The following is a 26,460-nucleotide window of genomic DNA, read 5'->3' on the forward strand; positions in this document are numbered from 1 at the left end:
GGGCTCGATCTCAATAATCGTGACAAAAGTGACGGCGAGTAAGCAACGGGGCTGCGCGGCGCGCTCACGCGTTATGCGCTGGGTCTTCATGCGCGTGCGTGGCAGTCTCCCGCCACCGTGCGCAACCGCTTCGACCAGCTCGCCAAGCAGATCGGCAAGGAGGCCCTCGGCCCTTCCGGCGCCACCGTCGCCCACGACGAGATATCCCCGGAGACCCAGCACGCCGACCTCCGCCATGAGCCCGACCCTGCGCATGAAGCCGAGCGCGCGCGTCTCGGCCTCCTGGGCCGGCTCGCGGCCGTGCTCTGCTTGATCGAGATCTACGGTCACGCTCCGGACGGCGAGGAGTTTCGTGCCTGCCTGGCGAAACATATCGCCTTCTGGCAGCAGCGCGCGCGCAAGGGCCGCGTGCACCGCAAGCGGCAGGAGAAACAGCAGCGCTCCCCCGGAGTGCTCGTCGAGCCCTTCCTCTGGATCATCACCGCCGGTGCGCCGACGGCCCTCCTGACCAAGCTCAAGCTCACCCGCGCGCCCGGCTGGCCGGCCGGCGTCTACTTCTTCGGCGAGGACGTCCTCCGCGTGGGGTTCGTCGTAGCGAGCGAGCTGCCCCGCGATCGGTCGACGCTCCTCGTCCGCCTCATGGCGGCAGGCCCGCTGCTGCGGCAGGCGATCGAAGATCTCGGCAGGCTGCCCGCGGACGCGCACGAGCGTGCCGTGGCCGAGCAGATCCTGCTAAACTTGCAGCACGCGCTCGGGAAGAAGCCGAGCCGGACCCCCGAGGAGCAGGAGTTCATCGTGACCATGCACAACACCTGGGAGAAGGCGCGGGAGCTGGGGCGTGCCGAGGGGCGCGACGAGGGGCGTGCCGAGGGGCGCAACGAGGGACGCGCCGAGGGGCGCGCCGAGACGCGAGCAGGCGCCGTGCTCACCGTGCTCCGTGTCCGCGGCATCGCCGTACCGGACGCTGCGCGCGAGCGCATCCTGGCCCAGCGGGATCCAGGCCAGCTGGAACGCTGGCTCGAGAAGGCCGCCGTCGCTGCATCGCTCGACGAGGTGCTCGACGAGCCCAGCTGACCGGAAGCTGCCCAGCTCGAAACAGAGCGGGGCGAGCCGGGTGGGAGTGGCCCTGGATGCCAAAACGCGCGCTCAGAAAAAGCCGAGCCGGATGCCCGAGGAGCAGGAGTTCATCGCGACCATGCACAACACTTGGGAGAAAGCGCGGGAGCTGGGGCGTGCCGAAGGGCGCGCCGAGATGCGAGCAGGCAATGTGCTGATCGTGCTCCGTGTCCGCGGCATCGCCGTACCGGACGCTGCGCGCGAGCGCATCCTGGCCCAGCGGGATCCAGACCAGCTGGAACGCTGGCTCGAGAAGGCCGTCGTCGCTGCATCCATCGACGAGGTGCTCGACGAGCCCGGCTGACCGGAAGCTGCCCAGCTCGGACCAGAGGGGCTGAGCTTGGTGGGACTGGCTCTGGATGCAAGACCGCGCTGGCCGTCCCGTCTGCCTTCGGTACCCACCCCGGCGGATCAGGCCCGAGCGGTAGCTCTCTGCCAGCAGCTCGCGGCGTTGCCTTCCCTCCCCCGTCGCCGCGGTTGAGACCGCCTTTCGACGGTCTACCGGCACTACGCCGAGGCCGTGCCGAACCGGCCGAGGTAAGGGGCTTGCTCGCGCATCGAACCGACAGACCCACGCGCGTTTGGCGTCGTACGCCACCGCGCCTTCAATCGGTACCGGCGGCGCGGCTCGCAGGTTCGGCAGCGCATCGAGCAGCGCTTCGGCCCCCACCCGCCATCGAAAGGACAATCTCTTCATCTCGGAAGGCTTTTCCGGGCGCTCGCGGCGCTCGACGACGCGGCCATGATCGTGACGGGACCGTTCACGCGATCGACTCGTCTCAGCTTCGGAAGGGCCGTAGTGCGGGTGGTAGTCATGCTCAGCGGCGCGGAAGCTTCAATGGGGCCGCCGCCTTTCAGCCGCGGAAGGTGGGGCAAGCGCCGTCTCGATTCGGTGCGCGACGCCGCTTGAATACGGCCGCCGCCTTTCAGCGAAAGGCCCGTCTGCGCGCAGAAGCCCCGGCTGGCGAGCGAACTCTTCAATGGGGCCGCCACATTTCAGCCGCGGAAGTCGATTCTATATCCTCAACTCGACCATGTTCTACATCGAGCTTCAATGGGGCCGCCGCCTTTCAGCGGCGGAAGGTCGTGCCGAACGGCGGGCGGATGATGGCCGAGCGGCCGCTTCAATGGGGCAGCCGCCTTTCAGCGGCGGAAGGATACGAAGGGTGGGGAGCGCATGCTGGTCTTCATCACGCTTCAATGGGGCCGCCGCCCTTCAGCGGCGGAAGGGGCGTCCGAAGATGGCGCAGTTCTTCCGCGACGACCTGCTTCAATGGGGCCGCCGCCTTTCAGCGGCGGAACGTGCCGCGTTTCGTCCAAAACCACGAAGTCGGCCGGCGGGCTTCAATGGGGCCGCCGCCTTTCAGCGGCGGAACGTTCGGCAAAGTATGACGGTTGATGCGAAGCATTCGATGCTTCAATGGGGCCACCGCCTTTCAGCGGCGGAACGCGCCGGGTGCTCGTGATGTGCCCGCCGCACCTCCAGCTTCAATGGGGCCGCCGCCTTTCAGCGGCGGAACGGCTGAGAAGCTCTGGGGGCTGGTGCGCGGCTTCGTCCGGCTTCAATGGGCCGCCGCCTTTCAGCGGCGGAACGCTGGTACGACGAGGAATATAGGGCGTGCGTGGGTCGCTTCAATGGGGCCGCCGCCTTTCAGCGGCGGAACGCGAAGTGTGTGGAGGGCCAGCCGTGGCCTGACGATCCGCTTCAATGGGGCCGCCGCCTTTCAACGGCGGAACGCGGTCTACACGGCGCGCGCGGAGTTCTCACGCGACGGGCTTCAATGGGGCCGCCGCCTTTCAGCGGCGGAACGAAGAAACCCTCACCATCTACCTTGCGTGCCACATCAGGCTTCAATGGGGCCGACGCCTTTCAGCGGCGGAACGGCTGGGACAGGACTATTTCCGCGACGGCTGGATCATGCTTCAATGGGGCCGACGCCTTTCAGCGGCGGAACGTCGTGGGAGATTTGCCGCCGGCGACGCATCGGGAGGCTTCAATGGGGCCGCCGCCTTTCAGCGGCGGAACGCTGGTGTCCGCGGTCGCGCGCGTCTTCGAGCCGGGCTGGCTTCAATGGGGCCGCCGCCTTTCAGCGGCGGAACGCTGGAAGGGGTGATAACGCGCCCCTCCGTGGTGAGGCTTCAATGGGGCCGCCGCCTTTCAGCGGCGGAACGTGCCCTCGCAGGATACGAGACATTTCGCGTACTTGCAACCCGGTTTGCGAGAGGTTCCCGTTCCACCCCCCGCCGGGGTCACCGGAGGCGCTCCGCGCGCCCCCGGCTCCCCCCGAATCCTGCGTCATTTCAAACACCTGCCAGCCTTGCGAGCGCCCCCCGGGTTTTTCGCATCACTCACCGCTCGCAGCCGGTCCGCCCTCCTCCTTACTACCACGCCCCCTCCTCTCCTCGCCCAGCCCTTCCGCCCTTCCAGGGCGCCTTGCCACTCTCTCCCCCACGTCGCCCGCTCGCCCCCCCGGTCTCCGGCGCTGCTTCCCCCACCTCGCGCCGTCTCCCCCCCGCCTCCCGTCATGTCATTCCCTACCCCGCCCCGGTCGTCCCCCACCCCGCTCCGGTCGCCCCCCCACCTCGCCGCACTCACCCCCCACTTCGCCGGCCTCATCCCCCGCGGGGCGCTCGCCTTCCGAGCTGGGGTGTGTCCTCCGCCGCCAGGGAACGCGTCCCTCGCCGCGGGGGGATACGTCACTCCGGCCGCGAGCGCCGATACACCAAGCTGGGGGGCCCCTCTCCCGGACCCCCGCCGTGCCTCTCCCGACCCGGGTTTCCCCCTCTCCACCCGCCGAGCCTCCGCCACGGGACGCGCGCGGCGCCTCCCCGAGCAAGCTCCAGCTCCTCTCGGCGCATTGACAACGCTCTCGGCACCTCCCGGCCGTGCGCATGGCCCCTGTTCATGGCCAAAGCTCACAACCGCCCAAGAGGTCGAGCCGATGCTCCTCTGCGCGTGGGGCTCTGCAAGAACAAGGTCGCCGCCACGCCCGTCGCCCATGGCTCCTCCGACGACGATCTCGCCGAGGGGGCGCCCTGCTCCAGCGCGGCCCCGCCCTCGGCTCGCCTCGTCGCCACCGCCGTCGCGACAGACACCGGCCTCATCAACGCTCTCGACGCCCGGGAGAACACATCGCTCGTAGCTCCCAGGTTCCCCTTCACCTCGGGCCCCCTCGAGCGCCTCACGCGACCCTGCGCAGAAGGGTTGGCCGTGGAGGGTCGGCCGCGACGACGTGCATCGCGCTGCGCAGAGCGCCGCGAGCGGCCGGCTTCGTCCTTGCCGCCATCCTTGCCCCGATACGCCCTGCCCGCGGCATCCGTCACGCGACGGCGCCGTTTCTCGACCCGCCGAGCCGGCGCCCTCCCGCAGACCGCGCCCTCGGGCTACGATGCATGCATGCCCGTGTACCGCTCGTCCGCCGCCGAGCACGCCGCGCCGATCGCCATCGCGGCGCGGACCGACGTGGGGCGCCACCGCGAGCACAACGAGGACGCCTTCCTGATCAGCGATCTCGCGCGCGGGCTCTCTTACGGGACCGCCTCGGCGCCCGTGGTCCCGGCGGCGCCCGCGGCCCCGGCGGCCCAGGTCGCCGTGGAGCCGCCGCTCGCCCTCTCGCTCGCCGTCTACGACGGCTCGGGCGGGGCCTCGTCGCCCGACGCGGCGAGCCGGCTCGCGGCGCGCACGGTCCACGCCTCCCTCGCCCGATCCGCGCCGCGGACGAGCGACGCGCTCGAGCGCGGGCTGCTCGCGGCCCTCGCGGAGGCGGGGCGCGCCGTGCTCGACAACGCCCGCCGGAGCGCGCAGCACCGGAACAGCGGGACCACCGCCACCGTGGCCGCGCTGTGCGACGAGCGCCTGCTGCTCGCGCAGGTCGGCGACAGCCGGGCCTACCTCCTCCGGGGCGGCGAGCTCGCGCAGATCACCCGCGACCAGACCCTCGTCCAGTCGCTGCTCGAGAGCGGCAAGATGAGGCCCGAGGAGGCCGCCACCTTCGAGCACCGGGGCGTCATGCTCCAGGCGCTCGGGCTGCGGGAGCACCTCAGCATCGCGCTCTCCGCCGTGGAGCTCCGCCGCGGCGACACGCTGCTGCTGTGCACCGACGGGCTGAGCGACCTCGTCGACGACCGGCAGATCGCCGCGGCCCTGGACGCCCACCCCGACCCGGCCGCCGCCTCCGGCGCGCTCATCGACGCCGCGCTCCGCGCCGGAGGCCGCGACAACGTGACCGTGCTGGTCGCGCGATTCGACGGCCTCTGGCTCGCGCCGCCGTCCGACGGCGGCGCGCTCGCGATCGACGAGATCGCCCGCTTCGACGGCCGGCGGACGCCCGGGAACGCCGGCTCAGGGGATCACGGCAGCCGCCGCCCCGGACCGGCCCCGCCCGGGCGCGGCGGCGGCTGACCGCGTCGCCGCCCGCCCCCGTCGCCGCGCCGCTGCCTGTCCCCGTCGCCGCGCCGCCGCCCGCCCCCGTCGCCGCGCCGCCGCCCGCCCCCATCGCCACGCCGCCGCCTGCTCCCGTCGTCGCGCCGCCGCCCTCGCCCGTCTCGCCCGACGACCGGAGCGCCAGCTCGGCGCAGCGATAGTACAGCGTCGCCGGGTTCCGGTCGGTCATGACCTGAATGCGCTCAAGCGTGCAGTTCTCACACGCGATGTCCGCGAGCGTCACCGTCACCGAGTACTCCCCTCCGCCACGCCGGTCGGCGACGCCGTCCATCACGCAGCCCCCGATCCACCGCCGGATCACAGAGATCGCGCTCGTTCGCCGGGTCCGGAAAATCGTCGAAGCCGTCGTCGTCGAACCTGATCCGGAGATGGCCGGCAGCGAACACGAACGAGCCGATCAGCACGCGGCGCATCGACCCATCTCCCTCCAGAGGTCGCGGCGAATCCACACAGCCGCTCACCGGCTGGCTACCTCGTCCTGAATCGAGGAATTTTCCATGGTTTCAGGCCAGCGGCGGGCGCCGCAAACAACCGGCCTCGGCGCCTCGAGAGCGCTCGCGGGCTTGCCTCCCACGGCGATTTCAGCGATTCCACGCAGGGCGGGGGCGCACCTCGGACGAGAGAGGGACGTTGCGCGCCTCCCGCGGTCTGAAGCGGAGGGTCATCGTTCATGGAACAGCGCAACCTGGGGTTCACGGGCGTGGCGGTGCCGGTCGTCGGACAGGGCACCTGGCAGATGGAGGGGGACGACGAGGCGGGCTGCATCGACGCCATCCGCCGCGGGCTCGACGCGGGCATGACGCACATCGACACGGCCGAGATGTACGGCTCGGGCGCGGTCGAGTCGCTCGTCGGCAAGGCGATCGCCGGGCGCCGCGACGAGGTGTTCCTCGCCTCCAAGGTGCTGCCCACGAACGCGAGCTACGCGGGCACGCTCGCCGCCTGCGAGCGCAGCCTGAAGCGCCTCGGCACCGACCGGCTCGACCTCTATCTGCTCCACTGGCCCGGGTCGCACCCGCTCGAGGAGACGTTCCGCGCCTTCAAGGACCTCAGGGCCCAGGGTAAGATCCGCTATTTCGGCGTCAGCAACTTCGACCAGGCGGAGCTCTCCCGCGCGATCGCGATCGCCGGGATGAACGAGATCGCCTGCAACCAGGTGCTCTATCACCTGCTCGAGCGGGCGATCGAGCACCGGGTGCTGCCGCTCTGCGAGCGGCACAACATCGCCGTCGTCGCCTACAGCCCCTTCGGCTCGGGCCGGTTCCCGTCGCCGAACACCCCGACGGGCAAGGTCCTCGCGTCGATCGCGGCCGCCCACGGCGCGACGCCCTGGCAGGTGGCCCTGCGCTTCCTGCTCCGCCGCCGGTCGGTCTTCGTGATCCCGAAGGCCGCGCGCGCCGCGCACGCGCTCGACAACGCGGCCGCGGGCGATCTCCAGCTCACCGCCGAGGACATCGCCCGGCTCGAGACCGCATTCCCGCTCCGCCAGGATCGCGGCGTGCTGCCGACGCTGTAGGGCGCCGTTAGCTGCCGGGCGCCTCCAGAGGAGGGCGCGCGGAGAGCGAGGAGCGCAGGGCATTTCGCCCGCCGCGAGGAGCGCTCTTCGCTCCTCGCCTGTCGCCGGACGTGACATGATGAGCCCATGCGACCGACGAACTTGGTTTCATTGCTCCTTGGTCTCCTCCTCGCCGCCTGCGACAACACCGTCGAGACCCCGCCCGGCGGCGGCGGAGCGGGCGGCGGCGGCGGCGCGGACAGCTCCAGCGGATCTGCGACCGGCGGCGGAGGCGGCGACGGCGGCGGCGGCAGCGCGCCGCTCGCCTGCGGCGGGCGCGCCGGCGCGACGTGCGACGCGGCGACGGAGTTTTGCGATCACCCGGACGACCTGTGCGGCAGGGCCGACGGCGAGGGCCGGTGCTCCGCCCGGCCCGAGGTGTGCCCGGCGGATTGCCCGGGCGTCTGCGGGTGTGATGGCCAGTTCTATTGCAACCAATGCGTCGCGCAGCGGGCCGGGGTGGACGTCGCGGCGGGGGACACCTGCATGGCGGGCGGGGAGTACTCCGCGTTCTACTGGCCGGGCGGGCTCGATCACGTCGTCGTGCGCAAGTCCGATGAGGCGGCGGGCCGGTGCGTGCTGCTCTACATCGATGCGCCGACCGAGAGCGCGGCCGGCCTGGACGTCGTGCTCCCGGAGGGCTGGGGCCTGTCACGCGCGCTCGTCACGGACCGGGCCGAGGACTGCAAGGGCTCGGACCCGCAGCCCTCCGACACGGCCGTGAACGCGACCGCCGCCACCGGGAGCTTGTCGTGGCGCGAGACGGGGGCGGTCGCCCCGTGCGCCGTCGACGTAGACGTCACCCTCACGTTCCCGGAGGAGCCCGCGACCGAGCGCCTGCGCGCGACCGGCGTGGCCGTCGAGGGCGCCTGTCCGTAGCGGCGAGCGCGGCCTGAGGGCGCGGCGCCGGCGCCGCGCTGGCGGCTCTGACGCCGCGCCGGCGGCTCGCTGACGCCGCGCCGGCGGCGCCGGCGGATCGTGGTAGCTTCCGGCGCATGGCTGAATCGGATCGCACAGAGCAGCGGCGGGCTGCCCCGGCACGCGGTCCAGATCGCGTACGAGTCGGTCAAACGAGCGCTCACCGCGGGAGAGGGGAAACTGACCAAGGCGCATGTCAAGGCGGGCATCCAGGTCATCGCGCAGCAGCTCGGCCGCGGCTTGAACACAGAGCATCTGCGCATCCTCGGGGTCGTGAGGGCACGTAAGCTGCTCCCCGGCGACCAGGGGGCGGCGACGCTGTTCGCGGACGGGCGCATCCTCGCGTACCCCCCGGCGGAGGACAGCAACCTGCCCCGCTTCGTGGTGCATCCGCTGCTCGAGCGCGACGTGGACCGGGTCGCTGCCGCCGTGGACGAAGGAGGGAACGCCGACGCATGACGCCGGGCGACGGCCGGTATGCCGGGGCGGCGGCCGCCCTGGTCGAGCGGCTGGAGCCGCTCTTCCCCGGCATCGGGATCGTGGTGGTGCCGTCGGCGCAGCACGCGCTGATCGCCGGGCAGCTGGCTCCGCGCATGGCGGCGCAGGTCGTGGCCCTCGACGAGGCGACCGCACGGACGCCTGGACTGCCGCGGATCGTCGTCCCGGGGCTCCCTGCCGACAGGGCGAAGGCGGCGCAGCTCCTCGCGCTGCTGAACGGCCGCCGGGACTTCATCACGACGCACGGCGCGCTCGTGGTTCTCCTGGTCTCGTCCTTCGAGCTGACCGACGTTCAGCGGCATGCGCCCGACCTGTACTCTGCGCGGCTCTTTCTCGAGGAAGTGCGGTTCGAGCCGGATCAGAACATCGATGTCGAGGCCGCACGGGCTTCGCTCGCGCGATACTACGGGGAGCGCTTCGGTCGGCTCGATCTGAGAGGATTCATCCGGTCGGAGGCCGAGGACGTGTCGTTCTCCGTGGAGGAGATCTTCCAGGAGATGAGCGCGGCGACGATCAGCCAGGCGGATCTTCCGCAAGGTGGCCTCCACGGCGGCGAGCTTCCCGTACGTGAGTGGCTGCGCACGTTGCCGCGGGATTTGCCCATCGTCCTGCTCGCACATCCCGGGTCGGGCAAGACGTTCCTGCTCCGCTGGCTCTCGCTCGCCGCGACGAGCCGCCCTCCCACGGTCGGCGTCGCAGAGGCGCCGCTGCCGTTGCTCGTCTCGCTGGCTGCCTATGCACAGGCGCCGCAGCCGATGACGCTGCTCGAGTATGCGGAGCAGATGCTGCTGCGGGCGGGTGAGCCGGCCGCACACCTGGTAGAGCGCGCGGTGGCCGAGCGTCAGGCGGTCTTCCTGCTCGACGGCGTGGACGAGGCGGGCGACGAGGCCGCTCGGCGCCACGTGCTCCGGGCCATCCGGGAGCTTCAGCAACAGGCGCCGAGCTGCAGGATCATTGCGACCAGCCGGTTCGCCGGGTACGAACCTGGGGCCCTCGAAGCACATCAGCTCGTCCTCTCGTCCTTCACCGAGGATGAGATTCGTGGATTCCTGGTGCGATGGTGCGAGCTGTACGCCGTCGCTCGGCTTGGCTCATCGGATGCCGCGCGCAACGCGGGGCGCGAGGAGGGACACCGGCTTGCAGCGGACGTGCTCGGCAACCCTGGCGTGCGCTCGCTGGCGGGCAATCCGCTGCTCCTGACGGTGCTCGCCATCGTGCATCGAGCCGGCGTGCGCCTGCCTGACCACCGGGTAGAGCTCTACGCGCACGCGACGCGGGTGCTGGTCGAGCGATGGAACCGGGTGCGCAGCCTCGCCGGCGCGGGTGCGGCAGCGCCGCTCAAGGCGGTCGATGCGGTCCGGCTGCTCGGTCCGCTCGCGCTCCGCATGATCGAGCACGGCGCATCGACGGTGAGCGAAGAGACGCTGCGCACCCATGTGGAGCAAGCGCTCGCGACCGGCACGTTCCGCGGAGTCTCCGGAGCCGAGGAGGTGATTTCGCTGTTCCGCGACGCGCTCGGGCTGCTCGTCGAGCAGGCGCCCGGCACGTACGCGTTTCTGCACCTGACGCTCGCCGAGTACTTCGCCGCCTGGGAGCTCGTCCGCTCCGACGCGCTGGAGCGGCTCGCGGCCCATCCGAAGCGCGCTTACCTGGCCCGGCACCGAGAGATCTTGTTGCTCGCCGCCGGCGAGCTCGGCGTGCTGCGCGGCGATGACGGCCGCCTGGACCGGCTGGCGCAGAGCCTGGTCGAGAGCGCCGGAAGACGTCCGGGTAGACCATCTCCCGGAGTGCCCTCGTTGCTCGCCGGGTTGCTCGCGGACGATCCCCACCTCTCCACGTCGGCCGCAGAGCGGCTCGTGAACGAGCTCATCCCCGCATGGTGGTTCGAGCGGTCCTACGAGAGCCGCGAGTTATCTCTCGTCGCCGAAGAGGCCCTGTCGCTCCTTGGAGAGCGAATCATGCATGGACGCTTCGGCGCCCTCATCAAGAACGCCGCCCAACGAGCTTACGAGGGCGGATTCCCCGAAGAAGTCTTCGACTCACTCGCTCGCAGCCGATCGTCGAATCCATGGCTACCCTTCATAACCTTCTTGAGAATCACAGGGGTCGACTATGGCCCACACATCCTACGGTGCCTGGCTTCGAGCAAAGTAGATCCGGACTTCGTGGCATTCATACTGCTCCGCACGAGCATCGCCAGAGTCGGAGAATCCTCCATCCATATCCGATTCCGCGCCAGTCGACACCTGGACGAACGGGCTCGCGCCGACGGAATCCCCATCGGCCTGAACATCGCGCTCTTCGTCTGGACGGGCAGCGGTGGGTTGTTTGACGTCGAAAGCCATGTTCTCCCGTGGAATGAGGCGTCCCGCACCGACGAGCAGACCGACACCGAGGTCACGCTCGAGGTCGAGGTGAGCAGGCAGAAGCCGCTCGGCGAGGCGCCCTTTGACGCCAGGGTGCGACTCTGGCTATTTACCGCCGCGCCCGCGGCGCCCCGTTCGATCCCGGAATAGGCGCCGCCGCAGAGGAACACACCGGCCAAACCTTCGCCGCGGCGCCCGTGCGGTGCGCCGCCCGCAGCCATCGGCCACGCCCGGCCCCGCCGCGGCGCGCGACCGCCGCCCGCCTCACCGCTTCTTCCCGCCCCCCCTCGCCTTCTCCGCCGCCGCGAGCCGCCGCCGCGCGTCGTCGAGCGCCGCCTGGCTCGTGTGCCCCTTCGGGAGCGCCTCGTACCCGGCCACCTCCTCGCGCAGCGTCGCGATCTGCTCCGCGCTGCGCCCGAGCTTCTCCTGGATCTCGGCGCGCAGCTTCAGGTAACGCAGCCGGCGCGGCCCGTAGGCGCGGCCGATCGCGCGGTCCACCGCGGCGAGCGCCTCCTCCTCGCGGCCCATCGCGTGGAGCACCTGCGCGAGCCGCGCGGGCGGCTCGTAGGACGCGGGCATCTGCGCCTCGCGCTGCTTCAGCATCGCGACCGCCTCCTCGCCGCGCGAGAGCGCCTGGTACGCCGTGGCCCGGCCGTAATCGTAGGCGGCGGCCGCCTCGGGCGTCTTCGCCTCGCTCGCGGCCCGCTCCAGCACCGCGAGCTTCGCCTCGTTCGCCGCGCGGGCGCCGGCCGCGTCGCCGAGCGCCGCGAGCCCCTCGGCGAGCAGGCCCCACGCGTCCGCTCTGTCGTCCGCGCTCGCGTCCGCCGGCGGGCTCGCCACGATCTGCCGCAGCCGGGCGACGGCCGCCTCGCGCGCGGCCCGCTGCGCGCCCGCGTCGGGGAGCGCGGCCGCGCAGGAGAGCAGGATGCTCGAGAAATCGGCGGGCAGCGCCGCGCCCTTCACCTCGCCGACGTGCGCCTTGCCGAGGTCCACACACGCCGCGGCGTCCTTCTTGCGGTAGAGCGTCGACAGGAGGCCGAGCAGCGCGTCGCTGCGCCGCGGCCAGGCCTCGCCCCCCTTCGCCAGGGCGCGCTGGTAGGCGGGCACCGCGGCCGCGTAATCGCCGGCGCTCTGGGCCCGCTTCGCCTCGACCAAAAGGCGGTTCGGGTCGTCCGCCGGCAGCGCCGCGGCCGCCTGCGCGTCCAGCGCCTGGAGCGCCTCGCGGAACAGATCGCGCAGCTCCTGCACCGAGGCCGCGCCACGCCAGAGCCCGACCACCTGCCCGTTCGCGGGCTCGAGCACGAAGAACGTCGGCCACACGGTCACCTCGTGCCGCTCGAGGAAAGGCGCGTTCTCCGGGCGGTCCGTGTCGATGTCGGCGAACACGATGCGATCGGCGAACGGGCGGAGCGACGGATCGGTCAGCACGTAATGCTTCATGCTCAGGCAGGTGTGGCACCACGGCGCCCACGCATCGACGAACAGCGCCTTGCCCTCGGCGCGGGCTTTGTCGCGCGCCCGGGGCAGATCGTCGCTGATGAACTCGAGCGGCGGCCGCGCCGCGCTCGGCTCCGGCTTCGCGGCCGGCTGCGCGGCGGCCGCGGGCTCCGCGGCGGCCGCCGGCTGCGCGGCGGCCGCCGGCTGCGCGGCGGCCGCGGCCGACGGCGCGCGCGGCGGCGGCTCGGGGGCGCAGCCGGCGAGGGCGACGAGGGCGGCGGAGAGGAGCGCGGGGAATGAGGCCGGGGCACGCATGCCGGCATCGTAGCCTGCTCGCCGAGGCCACGACAGCGATTCACGACGGCGCTCGTACGTTGTCGCCTATCGCGATCGCGACGCCCGTTCCAGCGCGGGCGAGCACGAGGCCGCTACCCCGCTCGCGGCCACCAGCCGTTGGGGCAGTCCTCCTCGGCGTCGACCGCCTTCATGCGCAGCACACACCCGCACGTCGAGCGGCCCTGCGCCCGGTGAACCTCGAGCAGCCTGCCGCAGGTGTACACGTCGTCGCCGCGCATCACCGCGAGGCCGCCGGGGCATCTCCGGCAGACGGAGAGCCTCGCCTCCACCTCCGGGCGCGCCAAGAGCCCGACGCCGAGCGAGGTCCTGAGCACGGACAGGGCCCCTTGGGCGGCGGCCCGCGCGCGCGTGATCGCCCCGGAGAAGCGGCTCACCTCCACGTCCGTATCCCAGGGGATGCCGTGCGGGCACTCGAAATCGACCTCCCCGCCGGGGACCTCGAAGTCCTGCAAGACGGCCAGACGGAACTTGCGCCCGCTCTCCCGGTCGCGGCAGAGCCGGCAATGACCCCCGGACTGGCACGCTGCGGTGTCGGCGTATCTCATGGTTCATCCTCCGCGCAGGGGTCGACGGCGCGGAGGGCGAGGAGCCGCGGCGCCGCAGCGCGCGCCGCCCCTCGCCCTCCACGCTCGCCAGTTCGCCCGCTCGCCGAGAGGGGCGAGACTCAGACGTTGTCCTTGAGTCCCACCGAGATCGTGTCTTGCGTGCCGTTCAGGATGCTCAGCTCGACCTTGACCGCCCCGTTGCTGTTGTTGTCGCCCTTCTGGAAATGGTCGTGCGGGATCGCGATCGTCATGCTGGAAGGCGTGTACCGCGGATCCGGCGTGTCCCCCCTCATCACCGTGAAGGAGAGCTCGAAGTACCCGGTGTCGGTGGCGCAGAGATCGCCGCCGGTCGAGGTGTTCTTGTTCTCGATGTAGCCGCTGAAGGTCGGCTCGGCCGGCGTGAGCCGCTTGTTGAAGGCGTCGATTCCGGGCGCGCCCGCGCCCCCGGAGCCCTGGGGATAGATGCAGTGCTTGCGCACGACCGCCACCTGGAGGTTGTAAGGAGAGAAGTTGTTGATCGTCATGTTGGCGCCGTGTCCCATGGTGTTCTCCTCGTGGTTTGCTGTCGGTATCGCAGCGTCGACCGCGCTCGTCGCGGCGTCCGCTGCCGGTGAGAGTCGGTGAAAGTCCATTGCAGGAGGAGTGCCAGCGCGCGTTTCCTTGTTTCATTGCTGCCGCGAGGGTCACGCGCTGTGCGCGCCCGTGTGCGCCCCTCAGCCGCACGCCGCCCGGACGTCGGCCGCACACCCGCCGCACACCCGCCGCACACCGGCCGGACGTCGGCCGCACACCCGCGCCTCGCACGGCGCGGCATGCGCTCGCGGCCACGCTGCCATCTGGTGGTATGCGCCGTGCTGTGCGCCTTGCTGAACGACCGCCGGCGTTCGATGATGGCCGGCAATTTCCGATGGCCCTCACGACCTCACGGAGAAGACCATGACCGACAAAGCCCACGCCGATCCATCCGAGGTTCCGGATGAAGTGAAGCCCGTCCTCGCCGCCACGAGGGAGCTGCTCTCCCGGATCGGCGGCGTCGCGCTCCTGATCGGCGTCGAGAGCTACCGGGACCACGACGAGGACGGCGGCAAGGATCTCCTGGCGGGCCGCAACGACGTGCTCGCGTACTGGAAGGTGTGCCGCCGGCTGGGCTACACGCACTTCCGGGTGCTCACCACGCCGGCGCTCGATGCGGAGGACCTGATCCGGGCCGAGCGGGAGCTGGTGCCCGAGCTGCACCCGGGCGAGGACGAGGCGGAGACCAGGCGCCGCGTCGAGCAATGGCTGTCGAGGGGGAGGCAGGGCGCTTTCGCGCCGATGGAGATCCATGATGCGGCCATGTCCCCGCGGATCGAGGACGCGGGCGCGCCGAGCGTCCGCCTCGGGGAGGCGACCTCCCTTCAATGCAAGGAGAGCGCGCGGTGGCTGGCCAGCATGCTGGTGTTCACCGTGAAGCTCGAGTGGGAGCGGTGGCGGCGCGAGGAGGAGCTCATGGCGCTGCCGGGCTTCATGGCGTACTCCGGGCACGGCGCGCAGAAGGACGGCGAGCTCGTCCTGTGCCCGAGCAACACCGGCCCCGCGCTCGAGCACGCCATCTCGTTCTCGGAGCTGCGCGCGATCTTCGAGGAGGGCGAAGACCTCCCCGGCGGCAAACGCCCGGCCGACAACCTCACCGTGGTGCTCGATTGCTGCTTCGCGGCCGCGGGCGGTCCGGCCGGCAAGGCGCAGCGGGGAACCAGCCTGACGCCGGCGGGATCGCCGGAGGGGAAGGCGCCCGCCCGGACACCCGAGCTCGCGCGGAGCGTGTTCTGCGCGTCCGGTCGCGACGAGCCGTCCTACCAGGCGATGCTGGGCGGGCACTGGCACGGGGCGTTCACGTGGGCGTTCACGGTGGCGCTGGAGCAGTGGAACATCGAGCAACAGGGGCAGTTCAGGCGAAGCACCATGTCGCACGCGGAGCTCCTGTTCCGGGCGAGGACGCTGCTCTCGGCGCTGTCGTTCCGGCAGCACCCGATCCTGGTGGACCAGCTCGGGAACCTGCCCGTGTTCCACCACGGCGCGGCGGCGGGGGAGGCGACGAGCGCGGAGCCGGACGCGAAGCGGCCGGGCGTGCAGCTCGATCCGTCCTCCGGCAAAGACTACGCCTGGTACCAGCTCCTGTCGAAGGATGGCCTGGTCCTGCTCGACATCATCGCCACCAGAACAGCGGGAGGCGGCTTCGCCTCAGGTACGGAGTACTGGAGGATCCACACGAGCAATGTCCCGCCCGAATGGGGCAAATACAACGGCTCCGCCTACTGCACGGATGCGTTCGTGGGGCTCACCTTCAAGAAGCAGAGCGCAAACTGGACGAAGGACGGCTCGGGCCTGCCGTTCAAGGCGACGGATGCGTCCTTCACGAGCCCGGTGAACCTGGCCGCTGGTGACTGGAAACAGTACAGCGATTCCGGTCGCGACTTCCAGATGACTCAAGGAGAGGAATATGGCTTGCGGGTGAACGTGTCGCGGCCTCTTGGCGCGTGGGCCGGCGAGGTCGAGTTCGTGCGGAGAAACTGGGGCACCTCACTCCTCTTCATCACGGACGAGCCCCGCTCCTGGGACCTGCACGGCAGCAGCGCGCTCGGCGCGGTGTACCGTTACAGAAGGACGATCAACACGACCTAGCCACCCGGAAGCCCACCACCGGCCGGCGGATCGACGGCCGCCCGCCGAAGCGGGCCGCCGCGCGGCCCATGATCATCCCGCCGGCCCACGCGCCGCCCTTGATCACCCGGAAGTCCGGGTCGTCCAGCGCCGCGGCTTCGAGCCGGAGCCGCCCTCCCTCGACGCACGGCCCCTCGTGCTTCCAGACGTTCTGACACCAGTCGCGGGTGTTCCCCGCGAGCCCGCGGACGCCATGAGGGCCCTCGTCGAACGGATGACCGTTCACCCCCTCGAGGCTGGGCTCGTCGGGGGTCGAGCCGACCACACAAGCGAAGGTCGGCTCGACGTGATCGCCCCACGGCAACAGGCGACCGTCCACGCCGCGCGCCGCCTTCTCGCGCTCCAGCTCGTCGGGCAATCGCCACGGGAGCCCCGTCCGCGCGGCGAGCCATCGCGCATACGCCGTGGCGGCGTGCCAGTCGACGAGGACCACCGGCCATTCGGGGCGAAAGCGCAGCCCATCCCGATCCGGCGGCAAGCAGAACAGCCCGGACCGATCGCGATCGAGCGCGGGCTCGCCGGCGCCCTCCGAGAGGGCCTCGTGAGGCCTCGGGCAGGCCGCAAGCGCCTCAGCCTCGCGCCCGCTCGCGACGAGGTCGTTCAGGAACTCGAGGTATTCACCGGTCGTGACGGGAAACCGCCGCATCACGAACCCATCGATCCACACCCGCTGGCGCGGCAGGCTGTCCGGCGTCGCCGCGTCGCCGCCGATCCAGCACCACCCCGCCGGCACGTACACATCGTCCGGCCCGAGATCTGCCTCGGCCGGCAGCGCGATCGGGCGCGGCCTCTCCTCCGCCGGCGCCCACCCGTCCCAGCAGCCATCCCGCTCGATCAGCACCGGATACCGCACCTCGGCGCGCCCCGGCGCGCGCAGCCGGAGCAGGTAGCTCCCCCGCTGCAACGGGGCCTCGACGAGCGGCGTCGGGCCCAGCACCCGCTCGCGCGCGAGCACGAGCCGCCGGTCCTCGAGCACGAACCGCTCGACGATCACCGCCGCGCCCGGCGGCTCCGTCGCCAGCGTCAGCGCCCCGTCGCCCCGCAGGAACGCCGCGTGCCGGCCCCGATCGTGGATGCGCAGCATCTCCTCGGCGCGCGCCGCGTCCTCGTCGCGGTGCCCTAGCTCCGCCTCGACGAGGCGCGCCCGGTGGTGATCCGCCAGCATCACGTGCGCCTCGGGCAGGTCGCGATCCAGGCTCAGCGCGCCGTGCACCGCCTCCAGCCACCGCGCCTCCGCGAGCGCCGCGGCGCGGCCCATGCGCGCGGCCTCGTCCTCCTGCGCCCACGCCGGGCGCTTCTTCTCGATGGGGTCGAAGGGGCGCAGCTCGGCCTGCAGCGCGCGCGCCCTCGCCTCGGCCCCGGCCGCCTCCGCGCGCAGCGCCGCGATCTCCGGCGCGAGCGAGCGCGCCTGATCCAGCGCGGCCATCGCCTGCTCGCGCCGCCGCACCCCGTCGAGCCACGCCACCACGTCGGCCGCGAGCGCCTCGGCGCTCGGGTAACGCTCGGCGATCTCGCGGCGCATGGCCCGCTCCACCACCGCGCACAGCTCCGCCGGCACCGGCGGGCCGCCGCGCGCCGCCTCGATGACGGGCCGAGGGGGGCCCGCGAGCAGCGCCGCGAGGATCTCCCGGCCGTCTCGGCCGCGGTACGGCGGCGCGCCCGTGAGCAGGCCATACAGCACCGCGCCCAGCGCGTAGACGTCGCTCGCCGGGCCGTGCAGCGCGGTGTCGCCGCGGGCCTGCTCGGGGGGCATGTACGCGGGCGTGCCGAGGACGTCGCCGTAATGCGTCAGGCCCTCCGCGAGGGCGCCCCCCGGCGGGCCGCTGATCCCGCCCTCGTCCGGATCGGCGACGTCGACCCGGCGCGCGAGGCCCCAGTCCATCACCAGCACCTCGCCGAACTCGCCGACCATCAGGTTCTCGGGCTTGAGGTCGCGGTGGACGACGCCGCGGCTGTGCGCGTACGCGATCGCCTGGGCGACACGCACGAACGCGTCGACGAGGCGGCGGAAGGTCCAGCCCGTCGGCGTGGCGCCGAAGCCGCCCTGGCCCGAGCTCGCGTGCAGCTCGTCGATGACGGCGCGCAAGGTGCGGCCGCGGACCTCCTTCATGGTGAACCACAGCCGGCCGTCCGGGAGCTCGCCGCGGTCGTAGAGCGCGACGATGCCGGGGTGCTGCAGCGCCGCGGTGATGCGCGCCTCGACGAGGAAGCGGCGGCGCAGGTGGGGCGCCGCCGCGTGCTCCGCGCGCAGGAGCTTGATGGCGATGACGCGATCGAGCAGGGTGTCGCGCGCGCGCCGCACCTCGCCGAACGAGCCGGCCGCGATCGCGCCGAGGTCCTCGTAGCGGGCGGGGAGCTGGACCTCCAGGGCCGCGCCGCGCGCCGACGCCGTCCGCACGACGGCGCTGCCTCCGCCGCCGCGGTCCACCTCTATCGTCTCGTCGAACGGGGCGGTGAGGTCTCCGGCCGGCTCGTCGTGGGGGCGCGCCATGAAGGTCCCGGGTGCTCGGGGAGATTACCACCAGGCGTTGACGGCGGATCGAGCGCGCGCGTATGACCGAGGCTTCGGATGGCGCGGACACCGCCCGGCATGCCAGAAGGCTCCTCCACCCTCGACGCCGGCAGCGCGAGCGCGGCGGTCCCGGCGGAGCGCGCGGAGGTGCTGGCGCTGATGATCGCGTGGGCCCCCGCCGAGCCGGATCGCGCGGGCGAGGTGGCGCTGTTCGAGCCGGAGGGCGGGGCGCGGATCCTGGGGCGCGGGGAGCCCGCGGGCGGGGCGGGCGGCGAGCGGGTGGTGTTCGTCCGGCAGCGCCCCGGCGCGCAGCAGCGCACGGCGCCCCTCGCGAGCCCGGGGCTGTCGCGGGAGCAGCTCCGCGTCACGCTGGAGCACGGCGCGCTGCGCGTGCAGCGCCTCGGCAAGTGCCCCATGGAGGTCGGGGGCGAGGGCGTCGAGCGCTGCACCCTGCGGCCCGGCGACGCGCTGCTGCTCCGGGGTCAGCTCCTGCTGCTCTGCACGCGGCGGCCGTGGGCGATCGAGCCGCTCCGCAGCGCGAGCCTCGCCGGCGCGCCGCCCTTCGGCGCGGCGGATCGCTTCGGGATCGTGGGGGAGAGCCCCGCGGTATGGCGGCTGCGCGACCGCATCGCGTGGACGGCCTCCGTGGACGAGCACACGCTGGTGCTCGGCGGGAGCGGATCGGGGAAGGAGCTCTGCGCGCGGGCGGTGCACGCCCTGTCGGCCCGCGCGAGGGGGCCGTTCATCGCGCGGAGCGCGGCGACGATCCCGGAGAGCCTGATCGACGCGGAGCTGTTCGGGAACGTGAAGGGTTATCCGAACCCGGGGATGCCGGAGCGCCCTGGCCTCGTCGGCGCTGCGAGCGGGGGGACGTTGTTCCTCGACGAGATCGGGGAGCTGCCGCAGGAGCTGCAGGCGAACCTCCTGCGGGTGCTCGACGAGGGGGGCGAGTACCACGCGCTCGGCGCGTCGTCGGCGCGGCGCTCGAGCTTCCGGCTGATCGGCGCGACCAACCGGGACGCGTCGGCGTTGAAGCACGACCTCGGGGCCCGGCTGGTGGTGCGGCTGGAGGTGCCGGGGCTCGACGAGCGGCGCGACGACATCCCGCTGCTCGTGCGCCACCTGCTCGCGCGCGCGGTCGAGAAGAGCCCCGAGGCGATGCGGCGGTTCCTGCCCGCGGGCGGCGCCGCCGAGCCGCGGGTCAAGGCGGGCCTCCTCTCGCACCTGCTCGCGCGCCGCTACGCGACGAACATCCGCGAGCTCACCGCGCTGCTGTGGCAGGCGATGTCGGCGAGCGCGGGCGACGCGATCGAATGGCGGGGCGACGCCATCGAAGGGAGGGGCGGCGCGATCGAAGGGAGGGGCGACGCGATCGAAGAGAGGAGCGTCGCGCTCGAAGGGAGGGGCGGCGGGGCGACGCGCTCGGATGGCGAGGCGGCGCCGGCGCCGCCTGCGGCGCCGGAGGTGAGCGCGGGGGACAGGCCGCCTCCGGCGGAGCCGAGCCCCCCCGAGGCGCCGGAGCCGTCCGCCGAGGAGGTGCGGGCGAGCCTCGAGCGGCACCGCGGCAACGTCACCCGCGCGGCGCAGGCGCTGGGGCTGTCGAGCCGGTACGTGCTCTACCGGCTGATGAAGCGATACGGGATCGGGTCGGAGGAGGGAGGCTGAAGCTTCGTCACACCTTCGCGATCGACGACCACGCTCTCCAGGTCGCCCGGCGCAAAGAAGAAGCGCTCGCGGAGCTGGACGAAGGGCGCGTCGAGGTGCTCGTCCTCGTGGCCCTCCGGGCGCGACCGGCTCGCCAGAAGACGCTGCCGGTCGCGCGCAAAGCTGGTAGACTGAAGCCGCCTTGAACGATTACGCGGGCCGGTGCGGAAGCTGCGCGGCATACACTCGGGTGCATGAGGATCCCGTGCGCGGCCGCGTCGGCGAGTGCGCGCTCGAGGTGTACCCCCCGCCGATCAAGGCGACCGCGACGTGCGCCCGCTACCGCCCGAAGGGCGCGCCCCCGCCGCCCCCGCCGCCCCGGGCCGCAGGCCAGCCGCGCGGCTCGGGCGGCAGGTCGCGCGCGCCGGAGCGGGCGCCGTCGCCGGAGCGCCGGACCGGCGCGCCCGCGGCGCCCCTCCGCTCAACGCTTCCAAGGGAGATCGACATCGACATGGATATCGACGAATTCCGCCGCGTGCTGCGCGAGGTGCTGTCCGAGGAGCTCGGCGTCGGGCGCGCGGAGATGGGCGGCCGCTGGGAGGGCGGGGAGCTCGTGCTCCGCCCGGGCAAGGAAGGCACGGCCGAGAAGCGCATCCCGCTCGACGTGTTCTTCCACAAGATCGTCATGCTCCGCGACAAGCTCCGGGTGCTGGAGCAGAAGCTCAACGCGCACGAGGGGCTGAGCGACGCGGAGAAGGTCCAGCTCCAGGCTTACATCACCGGCTGTTACGGGACCCTCACCACGTTCAACGTCCTCTTCTCCCGCCGCGAAGACGGCTTCATCGGCAGCGGCAAGGACGACTGAGCATCTCCTGAGCCGACCAGCCGGCCAGAGCGGCGGCCAGCGCGGCGGCCAGCGCGGCGGAAGGCCCGCGCCGCGTGCAGCCCACCATGGTAGAAGGCGCGCGGAGGTCGCCGCGCCATGGCCATCAAGCAGCTCACGCCCGAGCAGATCCAGACGATGTCCCTCGAAGAGAAGGACACGTGGTGGCTGAAGAACGTCTACCGCGGCGACATGCCCCAGCTGACGTGGCGCTCCGCCGTCACGGGCATGCTCCTCGGCGCCTTCCTGTCGCTCACGAACCTGTACATCGGCGCGCGCACCGGCTGGGCGCTCGGGGTCGGCATCACGAGCGTCATCCTGGCCTTCGCCCTGTTCAAGGTCCTCTCCAGGCTCGGCCTGGGCCGCGACATGACCGTGCTCGAGAACAACGCGATGCAGTCGATCGCGACCTCGGCCGGATACATGAACATGCCGCTCTTCACGAGCCTCGCGGCCTATTCGATGGTCACGACCACCATCATCCCGATGGGCCAGGCGATGGTCTGGATGTTCGTCCTCGCCGTGCTCGGCGTGCTGTTCGCCTTCCCGATGAAGAAGCGCTTCATCAACGACGAGCAGCTCCCCTTCCCCGAGGGCATGGCCGCCGGCGTCGTCATGGACGCGCTGCACGAGAGCGACGAGAAGGAGGGCCTCTTCAAGGCGAAGCTCCTGATCGGCAGCGGCCTCCTCGGCGCGGCCATCGAGCTCCTGCGCGACGAGAAGGTGATGCGCGTGCTCTTCGCGCTGAAGAACATCCCGCTCTATTACGACGAGTTCCTCTATAACGGCCGCTTCGCCGAGCTGCTCAAGCGCTGGGGGCTGTCCCCCGCCCTCCGGGGCGTGCCCCTGAACGAGCTCACGATCCGGTTCGACACGAGCCTCATCTTCATCGCCACCGGCGGCCTGATGGGCATCCGGGCGGGCGTGTCGCTCCTCGTCGGCGGGGTCCTGAACTACTGGATCCTGGCCCCGATCCTGATCGAGCGCGGGATCATCCTGCCGAGGAACGGCCATTACGGCCTCGGGCAGATCACCATCTGGGCGCTCTGGGGCGGCGTCGCGTGCATGACGACGTCCTCGCTCTACGCCTTCTTCTCCAAGCCCAAGGTCATCCTCGACGCGTTCAGGGGGATCGGCAAGAGGGGGGGGAGGACGGACGTGCTCGCGGACATCGAGCTGCCCATGAAGGTGTCGCTCATCGGCGTGCCCGCCGTCGGCCTGGTCGTCGTCGCGCTCGGGCACCTCTGGTTCGGCATCTCCTGGTGGCTCGGGGTGATCGCGATCCCGCTCGTCTTCGTCTTCTCGCTCATCGCCGTCAACTCGACGGCGATCACCGGGATCACCCCGATCGGCCCGCTCGGCAAGCTGACGCAGCTCAGCTACGGGTTCCTCGCGCCGAAGAACATCTCGACCAACCTGATGACCGCCGGGATCACGGCGGAGGTCACGGGCAACACCGCGAACCTGCTCATGGACATCAAGCCGGGCTACATGCTCGGCGGCAAGCCGCGCCACCAGGCCGTGGGGCACGTGCTCGGGGCGGTCTCCGGGCTCGTCCTCTCGGTGCCCGTCTGGTACCTCGTGCTCATCCAGGGGGACATCGGCCGCTACGGGACGGACAAGATGCCGGTCCCCGCCGCGCTCACGTGGAAGGCCGTCGCCGAGGTGCTGATGAAGGGGCTCGACTTCCTCCACCCGACCGCGAAGTCCGCGATCCTGATCGGCGCGATCGTCGGCGTCCTCGTCGAGATCACGCGGCAGCTCACGAAGGATCGATTCCCCCTCTCCGCGGTCGCCCTCGGCCTCGCGTTCATCCTGAGCTTCACCGACATCTGGACGATGTTCCTCGGCTCCTTCGTCTTCTGGCTGCTCCAGCGGCGCGCCGCGCGGTGGTCCGCGGCGCAGGAGCGAGAGGAGCGGCTGAGCCAGACGTCGCCCGGCGGTCTCGGCGCGTCGCCCGCGGAGGCCAAGCGGCCCTGGTACACCCTGGCCGCGGACAACACCGAGGCCATCTGCGCCGGCGTGATCGCCGGCGGCTCGCTGATGGGCATCGGCCTGAGCGTGCTCGGCGTGCTGGTGCTGCCGGACGTGCTGGAGGCCGCGCGCATCTCGAAGGCCGTCGAGCAGCTCCTCGGCGGCCTGCCGAAGTGAGCGGCCGCGGATTCGCCCCAGTGTGACAGAAATGCGCGTCGCCTCGGCCGCGGGCGAACCGTCGCGAGCCGCTCACGAAGCGGCGCGTCGCGGTCGTGCAACGGGCGGCGCGACGCCGCTGCTGGCGCGGTTCATGCAGTCCTGATCTCACCGCGTCAACACGAACCCACGAGTGGACGCGCGAGGAAAGGACAGTCGATGCCGGTTACCCCGCCCCCGTCCCGAGGAATGCCCACCCCCGCGCCGGTCGGTGACCCCGACACGGAGCTGCCGGTCATCGATCCGGTGCCGGCAGAGCCCCCGCGCGGTGATCCCGACCCGGACGAACCGCCGCGTCGGGATCCCCCGCCGCCTCCGCCCGAGCCGGGAGAGCGCTCGCCGGAGATCGAGGACCCGCCGGCGCCGGGACAGCCTCCGAAGGATCCCGGCGTGATCGCCTAGCCGAGCTGCGTCGGCCGGGCGGTCGAGCGGCATCCCCAACCGCCGAGAGGTTTCCATGACCACGTGTGACTGCTGCGGCAATACGTACGACAAAGCCTTCCAGATCATGGTGGGCGGCGCGACTTACACGTTCGATTGCTTCGAGTGTGCGATTCACAAGCTCGCGCCCGTGTGTGCCCATTGCGCCTGCAGGATCGTGGGCCACGGCGTCGAGGCCGGCGGGGCGTTCTACTGCTGTGCGCACTGCTCGAAGCAGGAAGGCATCGACGGCGCGATCGATCGCGTCGCGTGAGCGGACGCCGGGCGCTGGAAAGAGCGGCTCACCTCGACCGCCGGCGCCGTGGGATCGCAGCGCGAGCACGGCGCCGATCCGCTGCCCGTCGGCGGCGCGGCCGGCGAGGGCCGCGCCGCCGACGTGGCGCTCTCCGCGGGGGGCGGCGACGCGACCACATCGACGGCCAGCGCCGAGCCGAGGACGAGGAACAGCGCCGCGGCGCCCAGGTGGCCGTGAACCAGCGTAAGCATGGATCCCTCCTTCGACGCGAGGCGGGCGCCTCGCTCACCAGGAAACTAGCCCTCGAAGGGGGGCGTGATAACCCTGGTCGGCCGACGAAGATTGCGTCGCGGAGGGAAACAATCGCATGGATCCGGCGAGCGGCCACCTGGGCGAGATGAGGGCGTTCCTGGAGGTCGCGCGCCGACAGAGCTTCTCGGCGGCGGCGAAGGCGCTCGGGCTCACGTCGTCGTCCGTGAGCAAGCAGGTCGCGCGCCTGGAGGAGCGCCTGCGCGTCCAGCTCCTCCGGCGCACCACGCGCCGCGTGGGCCTCACCGACGCCGGGCACCTCTTCGCCGAGCGCGCCGGCCGCATCCTCGCGGACGTCGAGGAGGCGGAGCGCGCCGTCGCGGACCTCGACGGGACGCCGCGGGGGACGCTGCGCATCTCCGCGTCCACCGTGCTCGGGCAGATCCGCGTGGCGCCCGCCGTGGTGGCCTGCCGCGCGCGGTACCCGGAGCTCCGGATCGAGCTCGATCTCACCGACCGGATCGTCGATCTTGTCGCCGAGCGCGTCGACGTGGCGGTCCGCCTGGCCGTCGAGATCTCCCCCGCGTCGCTGGTCGCGCGGCGGCTCACCGGCGACGTGCGGGTGCTCTGCGCGAGCCCCCGGTACCTGCGCCGCCACGGGACACCGCGGCGCCTCGAGGACCTGGCCGACCACGACTGCCTCACGTTCAACCTCGAGCCGGTCGCCCGCTGGACGCTCGTGGGCCCCGAGGGGGAGCGCGTCATCCCGGTGAGCGGCTCGCTCCGCTCCAGCGACACGCTGATGCTGCGCGACGCCGCGGTCGCCGGCCTGGGCCTCGCCAACCTGCCGGACTACGCGGTCCACGAGCAGCTCGCGGACGGCAGCCTGCGGCAGGTGCTGCCGGAGTACGGCCGGTCGAAGCGCTCCCTCTTCGCGGTCCACGCCGCGCCCGCGCGCGCCGCGGTCCGCGTCTTCGTCGAGATGCTGGCTAAGATGATGGCGCCGCCCGGCGCGGCGCGGCCCGCGCGGGAGCCGCCCGGGGGCGGTTGACCGACCTGGCCCTCTGCGGGTCTGCCCTCTGCGGGTCTGCCCTCTGCGGGCCTGACCTCTGCGGGCCTGACCTCAGCCCACCTTGCCCTTAGCGGGCTTGCCCTCAGCCCACCTGCCCTCTGCGGGCCTGCTCCGCCGCGCGCTCCTTGCTCATCTGGCGGATGCAGTGCTGGAGCGCCGCCCGGAGGTTCGACAGCGTCGTGATGCTGTTCAGATCGATCCCGAGCGACACGATCGTCTGGGCCACGTTCGACCGGATCCCCGTGACGATGCCCTCCGCGCCGAGCAGCCGTATCGCGCGGACGAGATCGAGGAGGTAACTCGCGGTCTTCGTGTCCACCATCTCGACGCCGGTGAGGTCGAGGATGGCGTACCGCGCGCTCGTGCGGACGACCGCTTCGAGCAGCGTATCCATCACCTCGGCGGTCCTCGAGCTGTCGAGGATCCCGATCATCGGCAGCGTGAGCACGCCGTCCCAGACCTGGATGATGGGCGTCGACAGGTCGCGGATGACCTGCTGCTGCCGCTCGATCAGCTCCAGCTTGGCCCGGAGCTCCTGCTCCCTGCGCTTCGTGTCGCTGACGTCGAGCGTGAGCCCGACGACCGAGCCCACCTCGCCTCGCTCGTCGCGGATGGGGATCTGCCAGTTCTCCCAGGACACGCCGTGCGTCGAGGTGCTCGAGTACCCCGGCTCGCCCGCGAGCGCCCGCCGCATCACATCGAGCCCGGCGTCCTGGCCATAGAGCTCGAGCACGTTCTTGCCGATGTGTTGCCCCTGCTCGAGCCCCGCCTGCTCGAGCGCCTTGCCCTCGTGGAACGTGAAGATCCCGTCGCGATCGGTCGCCCAGACCACGATCGGGAGCGTCTCCGTGATCGTGCGCAGGATCTGCTCCTTCTCCCGGTAGCGGCGGGTCTGCGCGCTCCGCGCCGTCACGTCCTGCCCGAACGCCCCGACGCCGCGCACCTCCCCGCGTTCATCGACGACACGCGCGGCGCTCCACTCGAAACACACCTCGGCGCCGTCCTTGCGGAGGTGGGTCCATGTGCGGAGATGAGGAGAATCCTCTTCCAGGAGCCGCCGCCACGCCTCTGGCTCGCCCGACGCCGGCAAGAGCTCGTCCACGCGGCGGCCGAGCGCCTCCTCCCGCGGGTAGCCGAGCAAGCGCTCGGCCGCCGCGTTCCAGCCCTCGATCGTGAGGTCGCGGCGGTACTCGACGATCGCCAGCGGGGCCTGCTGAAGCAGCAGCAACGCGCGCTGCCGCGCCAGCGCGTCGGCGTCGACTTCCTCCGGAGACGCGGGGCTAACACCCATGATGTGA

At 71.9% G+C, this 26,460-nt stretch carries 22 protein-coding genes; 15 read left to right on the forward strand and 7 right to left on the reverse strand.

The genetic code is table 11. From position 1 onward, the window contains the following. Positions 1-117 precede the first annotated feature (117 nt). From WMF43_RS27585 to WMF43_RS27595, 3 genes are all read left to right on the forward strand, one after another. The gene (locus WMF43_RS27585; protein ID WP_437668977.1) at positions 118-1,074 is read left to right on the forward strand and encodes a hypothetical protein; all 957 of its coding nucleotides are present in this window, start codon (positions 118-120) and stop codon (positions 1,072-1,074) included. 46 nt (positions 1,075-1,120) lie between these two features. After that, the gene (locus WMF43_RS27590; protein WP_437668979.1) at positions 1,121-1,420 is read left to right on the forward strand and encodes a hypothetical protein; all 300 of its coding nucleotides are present in this window, start codon (positions 1,121-1,123) and stop codon (positions 1,418-1,420) included. A gap of 3,093 nt (positions 1,421-4,513) precedes the next feature. Beyond that, positions 4,514-5,518, forward strand: a complete 1,005-nt coding sequence (locus WMF43_RS27595; RefSeq protein WP_437668981.1) for a PP2C family protein-serine/threonine phosphatase — start codon at positions 4,514-4,516, stop codon at positions 5,516-5,518. A 239-nt stretch (positions 5,519-5,757) separates the two neighbouring features. Here WMF43_RS27595 and WMF43_RS27600 read toward each other — a convergent pair whose 3' ends face one another. Beyond that, positions 5,758-5,973 (reverse strand): hypothetical protein, encoded by a 216-nt coding sequence (locus WMF43_RS27600; protein ID WP_437668983.1) that lies wholly within the window; start codon positions 5,971-5,973, stop codon positions 5,758-5,760. Between the two features lie 257 nt (positions 5,974-6,230). On the opposite strand from WMF43_RS27600, the gene WMF43_RS27605 reads away from it, so the two are divergent. The 4 genes from WMF43_RS27605 to WMF43_RS27620 all read left to right on the forward strand — a co-directional run bounded on the left by WMF43_RS27605 (position 6,231) and on the right by WMF43_RS27620 (position 11,047). Then, complete coding sequence (locus tag WMF43_RS27605) at positions 6,231-7,076, forward strand: aldo/keto reductase (RefSeq protein WP_437668985.1); 846 nt, start codon at positions 6,231-6,233, stop codon at positions 7,074-7,076. A gap of 126 nt (positions 7,077-7,202) precedes the next feature. Further along, a complete protein-coding gene (locus WMF43_RS27610) occupies positions 7,203-7,994 on the forward strand; it encodes a hypothetical protein (RefSeq protein WP_437668987.1) in 792 nt (263 codons plus the stop codon). Between the two features lie 99 nt (positions 7,995-8,093). Further along, positions 8,094-8,492, forward strand: a complete 399-nt coding sequence (locus WMF43_RS27615; protein WP_437668989.1) for a hypothetical protein — start codon at positions 8,094-8,096, stop codon at positions 8,490-8,492. Next, a complete protein-coding gene (locus WMF43_RS27620; RefSeq protein ID WP_437668991.1) occupies positions 8,489-11,047 on the forward strand; it encodes an NACHT domain-containing protein in 2,559 nt (852 codons plus the stop codon). The genes WMF43_RS27615 and WMF43_RS27620 overlap by 4 nt, the downstream gene beginning before the upstream one ends. Positions 11,048-11,161: 114 nt before the next feature. Here the strand turns inward: WMF43_RS27620 and WMF43_RS27625 are convergent, their stop codons facing one another. The 3 genes from WMF43_RS27625 to WMF43_RS27635 form a co-directional block, all read right to left on the reverse strand. After that, the gene (locus WMF43_RS27625) at positions 11,162-12,649 is read right to left on the reverse strand and encodes a thioredoxin family protein (RefSeq protein WP_437668993.1); all 1,488 of its coding nucleotides are present in this window, start codon (positions 12,647-12,649) and stop codon (positions 11,162-11,164) included. A gap of 113 nt (positions 12,650-12,762) precedes the next feature. After that, entirely contained in the window at positions 12,763-13,236 is a 474-nt protein-coding gene (locus WMF43_RS27630; protein ID WP_437668994.1) for a hypothetical protein, read from the reverse strand. 119 nt (positions 13,237-13,355) lie between these two features. Further along, positions 13,356-13,778, reverse strand: a complete 423-nt coding sequence (locus WMF43_RS27635) for a hypothetical protein (RefSeq protein WP_437668996.1) — start codon at positions 13,776-13,778, stop codon at positions 13,356-13,358. A gap of 394 nt (positions 13,779-14,172) precedes the next feature. Here WMF43_RS27635 and WMF43_RS27640 point away from each other — a divergent pair, with 394 nt between their 5' ends. Continuing rightward, a complete protein-coding gene (locus tag WMF43_RS27640) occupies positions 14,173-15,897 on the forward strand; it encodes a caspase family protein (RefSeq protein ID WP_437668998.1) in 1,725 nt (574 codons plus the stop codon). Here the strand turns inward: WMF43_RS27640 and WMF43_RS27645 are convergent. Beyond that, a complete protein-coding gene (locus WMF43_RS27645; RefSeq protein ID WP_437669000.1) occupies positions 15,884-18,427 on the reverse strand; it encodes a protein kinase domain-containing protein in 2,544 nt (847 codons plus the stop codon). The two genes, WMF43_RS27640 and WMF43_RS27645, sit on opposite strands and share 14 nt — an antisense overlap. Positions 18,428-18,526: 99 nt before the next feature. Here WMF43_RS27645 and WMF43_RS27650 point away from each other — a divergent pair, with 99 nt between their 5' ends. Continuing rightward, positions 18,527-20,113, forward strand: coding sequence for a sigma 54-interacting transcriptional regulator (locus WMF43_RS27650; protein ID WP_437669002.1), 1,587 nt, complete (start codon positions 18,527-18,529; stop codon positions 20,111-20,113). On the opposite strand, the gene WMF43_RS27655 is transcribed toward WMF43_RS27650, so the two are convergent. Continuing rightward, on the reverse strand, positions 20,065-20,334 hold the full coding sequence (locus WMF43_RS27655; RefSeq protein WP_437669004.1) for a hypothetical protein: 270 nt from the start codon (positions 20,332-20,334) through the stop codon (positions 20,065-20,067). The two genes, WMF43_RS27650 and WMF43_RS27655, sit on opposite strands and share 49 nt — an antisense overlap. A gap of 23 nt (positions 20,335-20,357) precedes the next feature. Between WMF43_RS27655 and WMF43_RS27660 the strand changes: the two genes are divergently transcribed. The 6 genes from WMF43_RS27660 to WMF43_RS27685 all read left to right on the forward strand — a co-directional run bounded on the left by WMF43_RS27660 (position 20,358) and on the right by WMF43_RS27685 (position 25,141). After that, entirely contained in the window at positions 20,358-20,957 is a 600-nt protein-coding gene (locus tag WMF43_RS27660) for a hypothetical protein (RefSeq protein ID WP_437669005.1), read from the forward strand. 117 nt (positions 20,958-21,074) lie between these two features. Then, complete coding sequence (locus WMF43_RS27665; protein ID WP_437669007.1) at positions 21,075-23,126, forward strand: OPT family oligopeptide transporter; 2,052 nt, start codon at positions 21,075-21,077, stop codon at positions 23,124-23,126. A 198-nt stretch (positions 23,127-23,324) separates the two neighbouring features. Beyond that, positions 23,325-23,567 carry a hypothetical protein gene (locus WMF43_RS27670; RefSeq protein WP_437669009.1) on the forward strand — a complete coding sequence of 81 codons (243 nt, stop codon included), beginning with the start codon at positions 23,325-23,327 and terminating at the stop codon, positions 23,565-23,567. Between the two features lie 55 nt (positions 23,568-23,622). After that, a complete protein-coding gene (locus tag WMF43_RS27675; RefSeq protein WP_437669011.1) occupies positions 23,623-23,859 on the forward strand; it encodes a hypothetical protein in 237 nt (78 codons plus the stop codon). A 48-nt stretch (positions 23,860-23,907) separates the two neighbouring features. Further along, the gene (locus WMF43_RS27680; RefSeq protein ID WP_437669013.1) at positions 23,908-24,078 is read left to right on the forward strand and encodes a hypothetical protein; all 171 of its coding nucleotides are present in this window, start codon (positions 23,908-23,910) and stop codon (positions 24,076-24,078) included. A 130-nt stretch (positions 24,079-24,208) separates the two neighbouring features. Beyond that, positions 24,209-25,141 carry a LysR substrate-binding domain-containing protein gene (locus WMF43_RS27685; RefSeq protein ID WP_437669015.1) on the forward strand — a complete coding sequence of 311 codons (933 nt, stop codon included), beginning with the start codon at positions 24,209-24,211 and terminating at the stop codon, positions 25,139-25,141. A 103-nt stretch (positions 25,142-25,244) separates the two neighbouring features. Here the strand turns inward: WMF43_RS27685 and WMF43_RS27690 are convergent, their stop codons facing one another. Beyond that, positions 25,245-26,453: a PAS domain S-box protein gene (locus WMF43_RS27690; protein WP_437669017.1), complete on the reverse strand. Its 1,209-nt coding sequence runs from the start codon at positions 26,451-26,453 to the stop codon at positions 25,245-25,247. Between the last annotated feature and the right edge of the window lie 7 nt (positions 26,454-26,460).

Origin of the sequence: Sorangium sp. So ce131, from assembly GCF_051519095.1 — a bacterium.
In the GTDB taxonomy this organism is placed as follows: domain Bacteria; phylum Myxococcota_A; class Polyangia; order Polyangiales; family Polyangiaceae; genus Sorangium.

Coding starts and splice junctions, on each gene's coding strand:
- WMF43_RS27595 (WP_437668981.1), top strand. CDS start 4,514: ATGCCCGTGTACCGCTCGTCCGCCGCCGAGCACGCCGCGCCGATCGCC.
- WMF43_RS27600 (WP_437668983.1), bottom strand. CDS start 5,973: ATGCGCCGCGTGCTGATCGGCTCGTTCGTGTTCGCTGCCGGCCATCTC.
- WMF43_RS27605 (WP_437668985.1), top strand. CDS start 6,231: ATGGAACAGCGCAACCTGGGGTTCACGGGCGTGGCGGTGCCGGTCGTC.
- WMF43_RS27610 (WP_437668987.1), top strand. CDS start 7,203: ATGCGACCGACGAACTTGGTTTCATTGCTCCTTGGTCTCCTCCTCGCC.
- WMF43_RS27620 (WP_437668991.1), top strand. CDS start 8,489: ATGACGCCGGGCGACGGCCGGTATGCCGGGGCGGCGGCCGCCCTGGTC.
- WMF43_RS27625 (WP_437668993.1), bottom strand. CDS start 12,649: ATGCGTGCCCCGGCCTCATTCCCCGCGCTCCTCTCCGCCGCCCTCGTC.
- WMF43_RS27630 (WP_437668994.1), bottom strand. CDS start 13,236: ATGAGATACGCCGACACCGCAGCGTGCCAGTCCGGGGGTCATTGCCGG.
- WMF43_RS27635 (WP_437668996.1), bottom strand. CDS start 13,778: ATGGGACACGGCGCCAACATGACGATCAACAACTTCTCTCCTTACAAC.
- WMF43_RS27640 (WP_437668998.1), top strand. CDS start 14,173: ATGACCGACAAAGCCCACGCCGATCCATCCGAGGTTCCGGATGAAGTG.
- WMF43_RS27645 (WP_437669000.1), bottom strand. CDS start 18,427: ATGGCGCGCCCCCACGACGAGCCGGCCGGAGACCTCACCGCCCCGTTC.
- WMF43_RS27650 (WP_437669002.1), top strand. CDS start 18,527: ATGCCAGAAGGCTCCTCCACCCTCGACGCCGGCAGCGCGAGCGCGGCG.
- WMF43_RS27655 (WP_437669004.1), bottom strand. CDS start 20,334: ATGCCGCGCAGCTTCCGCACCGGCCCGCGTAATCGTTCAAGGCGGCTT.
- WMF43_RS27665 (WP_437669007.1), top strand. CDS start 21,075: ATGGCCATCAAGCAGCTCACGCCCGAGCAGATCCAGACGATGTCCCTC.
- WMF43_RS27670 (WP_437669009.1), top strand. CDS start 23,325: ATGCCGGTTACCCCGCCCCCGTCCCGAGGAATGCCCACCCCCGCGCCG.
- WMF43_RS27675 (WP_437669011.1), top strand. CDS start 23,623: ATGACCACGTGTGACTGCTGCGGCAATACGTACGACAAAGCCTTCCAG.
- WMF43_RS27685 (WP_437669015.1), top strand. CDS start 24,209: ATGGATCCGGCGAGCGGCCACCTGGGCGAGATGAGGGCGTTCCTGGAG.
- WMF43_RS27690 (WP_437669017.1), bottom strand. CDS start 26,453: ATGGGTGTTAGCCCCGCGTCTCCGGAGGAAGTCGACGCCGACGCGCTG.